Origin of the sequence: Falsiroseomonas stagni DSM 19981 (assembly GCF_900114315.1) — a bacterium.
Classification (GTDB): Bacteria; Pseudomonadota; Alphaproteobacteria; order Acetobacterales; family Acetobacteraceae; genus Falsiroseomonas; species Falsiroseomonas stagni.
Genome location: NZ_FOSQ01000011.1, coordinates 176,585 through 183,428 on the forward strand (window position 1 = coordinate 176,585; position 6,844 = coordinate 183,428).

Consider the following 6,844-nt stretch of genomic DNA (forward strand, 5'->3'; position numbering starts at 1 on the left):
CCTTCATTGCCACCCCGTCGCGCGGCACGGCCCTTGCAGAAGCTGGTTTCGGAATCGAATCACCGGGAACAGGAGACCGCAACCGTGCTCAGCCTCACCAGACAGGCCCTGCTTGGCCTTGGTCTTGCTGCCGCCTTCGTCCAAGCCTCGGCGGCGCAGGTCGCCTTTCCGCAGCGCCCGGTCACCATGATCGTGGGCTTCGCCGCGGGTGGCCCTTCCGACGTGGTCGCGCGCCTTGTCGCCGCCCCGATGGGCGCCGATCTCGGCCAACCCGTGGTGGTGGAGAACATCCCCGGCGCCGGCGGCACGATCGGCCATGCGAGACTCCTCCAGGCTCGGCCCGATGGGCATGTGATCATGCTGGGCGGTCTCGGCCAGGCGACGGTGCCGACGCTGTACCGGCGCCTGCCCTTCGATCCCGTGGGTTCGGTCAAGCCGATCGGGCTGATCAACGAGGTCCCGATGACCATCGTCGCGCGCCGGACCTTCCCCGCCTCCAGCCTGGCGGAATTCGTCGCGGTGGCGCGGCGCGAGGGAGAGCGGCTGAACATCGGCAATGCCGGCGTCGGCTCCACCAGCCATCTCTGCGGGTTGCTGCTGATGTCGGCGCTCGGCACGCCGATGACCACCGTGCCCTACCGGGGCAGCGCGCTCGTGTTGAACGACCTCGTCTCTGGCACGCTGGATGTCGGCTGCGACCAGACGACCAATACGGCGGAGCAGATCCGCTCCGGCACCATCCGCGCTCTCGCCGTCTCGACCGCCGAACGGGTCGCCGCGCTGCCGGACCTGCCGACAGCCGCGGAAGCGGGGCTGGCGGAGATGCGGATGTCGGGCTGGACCATGCTGTATGCGCATGCCGGCACGCCGCAGCCGGTGCTGGAGCGACTGAACCGCGCGCTGCTCGCTGCCCTGCGCGACGAGGGGCTGGTCCGCCGCTTTGCCGATCTCGGCACCGCGCCGGTGGCCGCGGATCGCGCCACGCCCGAAGCCGGCCGCGCGTTCTGGGACGCGGAGATCGCCCGTTGGCGGCCGCTGATCCTTGCCTCCAACCAGTTCGCCGACTGAAGGTCGTTCCCCTCGATCGCGAGGGACGATCCCTCAGGCAGACGTGGATGTGGACTTGGCCGATCGCAGTCTCGATGAAGCGCTGGCGCCTTGATGCCTTCTCCCCGGCCTGCGGCAGGCGGGAGATGCCATGCCGCAGGAGGCAGCGGTGAAGCGCGCTGCGGGAGGGCGTCGGGATGGCCTCGCGCAGCCAGCCCAGGACGTCATCGATGGGCAGCAGGGTGCGACGACGGAACTCGACGACGATGGCCCGGTTCAGGCCTGGGCCGCCGTTTCCACGCTGATGGCGCGCTCGATGTCCGTCCCGATGAACCCGATCGCCTCGGCCTGGCGCACGCCTGGCAAGGCGGCCACGTCGTACAACTCGTCGATCGTGTGCTCGAAGCGCAGCCAATGGGCGGTCTCGCCGGTGATGGTGTCCACCACCAGCAGGCCGCAGCGTGCCGCCGAGTCCTTGGCTTGCAGCAGGCCGTCCAGCGGCAGCCCTTCGAAGGTGTGATTGCGGCGCGGCCGGGACAGCCCGACCACCACCCAGCGCCCGACGAAGGCCATGCCGCGCGCATAGCCCGGGCAGAAGGCCACCGGCGTGAAGCGCCCATCGCCGGGATCGACAACACCCAATTCGCCCCGGCCCGAATTCAGCACCCACAGCCGGCCCCCGTGCAAGCGTGGCGAGTGCGGCATGGACAGGCCCGACGCCACAACCTCACCGCTGGTGACGTCCAGCACCACGCCGCCATCGACGCGACGTTCGCGCCAGCCATCGGCGACATCGCTGCGGCTGATCGCGGTGACGTAGGCAGGCCGGGTTCCGTCCATGGCCAGGCCGTTCAGGTGGCAACGATCCTCGGGGGCCAGGGCGCTGATGAAGGGCGGGCGCCAGAGCGGGCGGAAGCTCGCCGTATCGCTGACGGTGGCGAGGCAGCTGAAGGCGGTGTTGACGAAGATCGGCCCGGGCGCGGCCATGCCTTGCATCTGCCCGATGCCGATGTCGTGGATGTCGAGGCGACCAGTGACGCGGGCCTCGCGCGGGATGAAGCGGCGGTCGGCCCCCTGGGCGGTGGCCATGCCGGGCGGCACGTCGTTGTGGAAGCGCCAGAGCATGGCCTTGCCGCTGGCCCAGAGCGTGTCGCCATCGGTCCACAGACCCTGGCACTGCTCCAGCAGGCGCTCATGGGCACGCAGCGTGCCGTCGGGGCGCAGCCCGAGGAAGATCAGCCGGCCGGCCTGATAGGTCGTCAGCGCGAGGCTGGTGCGGTTCTCCGCCAGCCATCCCGGCAGTCCCGGGGAGGCGATCAGCACCTGGCCAGGCGGGGCAGGTTCGGCGGCTTCATTCGTGGTCATGCCTGTGTCTCTCGTTTGGCGGGATGGCGGAATCCCGCGTCGGCCCGCGGCGCTAAAGTCTGCTGACCGGTTCTGGGCGCAAGGAGGCGGCGCAAAGAGAAAAGAACACAAATGTGAACTCGGTATTCAAAGATGCGATTAAATGAGCACAACAAATTCAATGTCTGCCATCATGCGCGCATAGAAGTATGTTGTGAGATTTGAAATAAATTCCGAACCTCGCCAAAATCAAAAAGCTGTTCTGATACGCTCACCTGATATCTGGCGGAGTGCCGACCTTGCCAACCCTGGCGACGATGACCGACTTTGCCTTCGATGTGTTCTTCGCCCGGAACGGGCTGAGCACCACGCCGCAGTTGCTGGACACCTCGGTGGCCTTGACGGCGCCCACCAGCAGCTTCGTCGGTGGCGGACTGACGGTCTCGGGCCTGTTGGCGGAGGACCGCATCTCGGTCCTGCATGAAGGTGACGCGGCTGGGCAGATCGGCTTTGCCGGCGGCACCGTCAGCTATGGCGGCACGGCCATCGGTACCGCATCAGGCGGCAGCGGCGCCACCTTCACCGTTGTGTTCAGCGCCGCAGTGACGGCCGCCGCGGTCGAGGCGCTGATCGAGCACCTGACCTACGCCAATGTCAGCAGCACGCCCACGGCCAAGCGCAGCCTGACGATCGACGTCACCGACAGCGCGGGCGATCATGTCTTGGCCTTGCCCCCGAGGCCGGTCTTTACCCCGCTGACCGGGAGCGATAATCCGGTTGGCAGCATCCCTCCCTACGAAGGCAGTGCAAGTCGCCTAAGCGCGCCAAACCTCGTGGACCTGGACGGCGACGGCGACCTTGACCTCGTCCTGGGGCGATACGATGGCACGCTGCGGGCCTGGCAGAACACAGGGAGCAGCGCTGCGCCGAGCTTCACGGCGCTGACTGGCGCAGCCAATCCCTTCGGTGGCATCGACGTCGGATTCGTCAGCGCGCCGACCTTCGTGGATCTGGACGGCGACGGCCTGCTCGATCTCGTCTCGGGCAACCGGGTTGGAACGTTGTTGGCATGGCGCAACGTCGGCACCAGCGCTGCGCCGAGCTTCACCGCCCTGACCGACAGCGCCAATCCCTTCAATGGTATCGATGTCTCCTTTGCAAGCGGGCCGGCCTTTACGGACCTGGACGGGGACGGCTTGCTCGACCTCGTCCTGGGTCATCAGGATGGCACGCTGCTGGCGTGGCGGAACACCGGCACCAGCGCTGCGCCAGTCTTCACGGCGCTGACCGGTACAGCCAACCCCTTCGATGGGATCGACGTCGGAACCTTGAGCGCGCCGGCCTTCGTGGATCTGGATGGCGACGGCCTGCTCGATCTCGTCTCGGGCGAATACGACGGCGCGCTGCTGGCGTGGCGGAACACCGGCACCAGCGCTACGCCGAACTTCACGGCCCTGACCGGCAGCGCCAATCCCTTCACTGGCGTCGGCAGCGAGATTGGGTGGCAAATCGAGATAGGGTCGGCCAGGAGGCTGGCCTTTGGGGATCTTAATGGCGACGGCCGGCCTGACCTCATCACGGGCGATTACGACGGCAGCCTGCGGGCATTTCGAAATACCGCCCCCCCTCCAGGCGCTCCCGTCACCGTGACGGTGAACACCCCTCCGAACGTCAACTCGAGCGACTCCGCATCCGTCGCCGAGAACTTCACCGGCACCGTATACTGGGCATCGGCCTGGGACGTTAACAGAAACCCGGTCACCTGGACGCTCGGCGGCCAGGATGCGGCCCTGTTCAGCATCAATGGCGCAACCGGCGAAGTCAGCTTCCTCGCCACGCCGGATTACGAGGCCCCGCAGGACGCTGGTGCCGATAATATCTACAACATCAGTGTCATTGCCGCGGATGGCTTCGACAGCGGCAGCGCCGACGTCGCCATCACCATCACCAATGTGCTGGAACGCCCGACCTTGGGCAGCGTCAGTTCCGGCGTGACCTTCGCCGAGAATACGGTGAACGCCACGCCGCAGTTGCTCGACGCCTCGGTCACCTTGTCCGCGCCCGACAGCAGCTTGGGCGGTGGCGGGCTGACGGTCTCGGGCCTGTTGGCGGAGGACCGCATCTCGGTCCTGCATCAGGGCGACGCGGCGGGGCAGATCGGCTTTGCCAGCGGCATCATCAGCTTCGGCGGCACGGCCATCGGCACCGCGACGGGCGGCAGCGGCAGCACCTTCACCGTGGTGTTCAACCAGGCGGCCACGGCCCCCGCGGTGCAGGCGCTGATCCAGCACCTGACCTATGCCAATGTCAGCGACACACCCACCGCCACGCGCAGCCTCAAGATCGACGTCACCGATAGCGCGGGCGTTCATTTCGGACCGCCCGGGATCGAGCCTTTCACGGCCCTGCCCGGGAGCAGCAATCCCTTCAATGGCATCGACGTCGGATCTTACAGCTCGCCAGCCTTCGTGGATCTGGACGGCGACGGCGATCTCGACCTCGTTTCGGGCAATTACGATGGCTATCTGCTGGCGTGGGAGAACATCGGGACCAGCGCAGCGCCAAGCTTCACGGAACTGCAGGGCACCGACAATCCCTTCGATGGGTTCTATGTAGACGGCTACCGCAGCATGCCGGTCTTCGTTGATCTCGATGGCGACGGCGATCTCGACCTCGTCTCGGGCAATGTCTACGGCAATCTGCTGGCTTGGGAGAATGTCGGGACCAGCCAGGCGCCGAGCTTCACGGCGCTGACCGGCACCAGCAATCCCTTCGATGGCATGGACGTGGGAGACCGCAGCACGCCGGCCTTCGTGGATCTGGACGGCGACGGCGACCTCGACCTCGTCTCGGGCGAATACTATGGCACGCTACTGGCCTGGGAGAACACCGGGATCAGCGTAGCGCCAAGCTTCACGGCACTGACCGGCACCGACAATCCCTTTGATGGCATCGCCATTGGATACGCCACCGCGCCGGCCTTCGTGGATCTGGATGGCGACGGCGATCTCGACCTCGTCTCGGGCGTGAGCGGCGGCACCTTCCTGGCGTGGCGCAACACCGGCAGTGGCTACACCGCGCTGACCGGCAACGCCAATCCCTTCAACGGCACCGGCGTCGGATCCTACAGCTCCTACAGCAAGCCGAGCTTCGTGGATCTGGACGGCGACGGCCGCCTCGATCTCGTCTCGGGCGTGGCGGATGGCTCGCTGCATACGTGGCGGAACACGCCCGCTGATACCTTCATCACCGTGAGTGTCACGGCGGAGGCAGAGGGTCAGAACAATGCGCCGGCCATCACCTCCGGCACCACCGCATCCTTCGCCGAGAACGCCATCGGCACGGTGTACCAGGCAACCGCCACGGACGCGGAGAGCAACCCGCTCACCTGGTCGCTGGGTGGCGCGGATGCCAACCGGTTCGACATCAGCACAACGGGCGCGGTGACCTTCAAGGCGGCGCCGAATTTCGAGGCCCCGACCGATGCGGGCGGCGACAACGTCTACAACATCACGGTCACGGCCAATGACGGGACGCAGGACAGCCCGGCACAGGCCGTCGCCATCACGGTGACGAACGTGGTCGAGCAACCCGCGCTCACCGGCGTCGGCACGACAGCATCCTTCGCCGAGAACACCGTCAACGCGGCGGCGCAACTGCTCGACGCCGATGTGGTGTTCACGGCGGGGGAGAGCCTGGTCGGCGGCAGGTTGGTGGTGGCCGGCCTGCTGGCGGAGGACCGGGTCTCGGTCCTGACCCAGGGCAGTGGCGCGGGCCAGATCGGCTTCGATGGCACCACGGTCAGCTATGGCGGGGTGGCCTTCGGCACCGCCACGGGCGGCCTGGGTGCTGACTTCACCATCACCTTCAATGCCAGCGTGACCAGCCCGGCGGTGGATGCGCTGATCCAGCGGCTGAGCTACGCCAATATCAGCGACACCCCGACCGCGACGCGGGCGCTGACGCTGAATGTGGTGGACGGCACCGGCGCCGGCCTCGTCGGCATCAGCAGCCTCACCGCGCTGACCGGCGCCGCCAATCCCTTCAACGGCTTCGATGTCGGGGCCTACAGCACGCCGAGCTTCGTGGATCTGGACGGCGATGGCCGGCTCGATCTCGTCGCGGGAGCGGAGAACGGCACGTTCCTGGCGTGGCGCAACACCGGCAGCGGCTTCACCGCGCTGACCGGCAGCGCCAGTCCCTTCAACGGCTTGAATACCGGGGGCGCCAGCACGCCGAGCTTCGTGGACCTGGACGGCGACGGCCTGCTCGACCTCGTCTCGGGCACGGACACCGGCACATCATTCCTGGCGTTGCGGAACACCGGCAGCGGCTTCAGCTCCCTGGTCGGCAGCGCCAATCCCTTCAGCAGCTTCAATGTCGGGTACAACACGACGCCGAGCTTCGTGGATCTGGACGGCGACGGCCGGCTCGACCTCGTCTCGGGCGAGAA

Annotated in this window: 3 protein-coding genes and 1 pseudogene; 2 read left to right on the forward strand and 2 right to left on the reverse strand. The window is 67.2% G+C overall.

All coding sequences use genetic code 11. The annotated features are described in order from the left end of the window. Nucleotides 1–84 precede the first annotated feature (84 nt). Nucleotides 85–1,068, forward strand: coding sequence for a tripartite tricarboxylate transporter substrate-binding protein (locus tag BM041_RS23010; RefSeq protein ID WP_245762231.1), 984 nt, complete (start codon nt 85–87; stop codon nt 1,066–1,068). Here BM041_RS23010 and BM041_RS32090 read toward each other — a convergent pair. Beyond that, nucleotides 1,034–1,318 (reverse strand): annotated as a pseudogene (locus BM041_RS32090) (IS481 family transposase); the annotation flags it as partial. The gene BM041_RS23010 and the pseudogene BM041_RS32090 sit on opposite strands and share 35 nt — an antisense overlap. Nucleotides 1,319–1,323: 5 nt before the next feature. Then, nucleotides 1,324–2,412, reverse strand: coding sequence for a TIGR03032 family protein (locus BM041_RS23020; RefSeq protein WP_092962249.1), 1,089 nt, complete (start codon nt 2,410–2,412; stop codon nt 1,324–1,326). Between the two features lie 296 nt (nt 2,413–2,708). Here BM041_RS23020 and BM041_RS23025 point away from each other — a divergent pair. Next, a partial coding sequence (locus BM041_RS23025) for a beta strand repeat-containing protein (protein WP_175534108.1) occupies nt 2,709–6,844 on the forward strand: 4,136 nt, incomplete at its 3' end.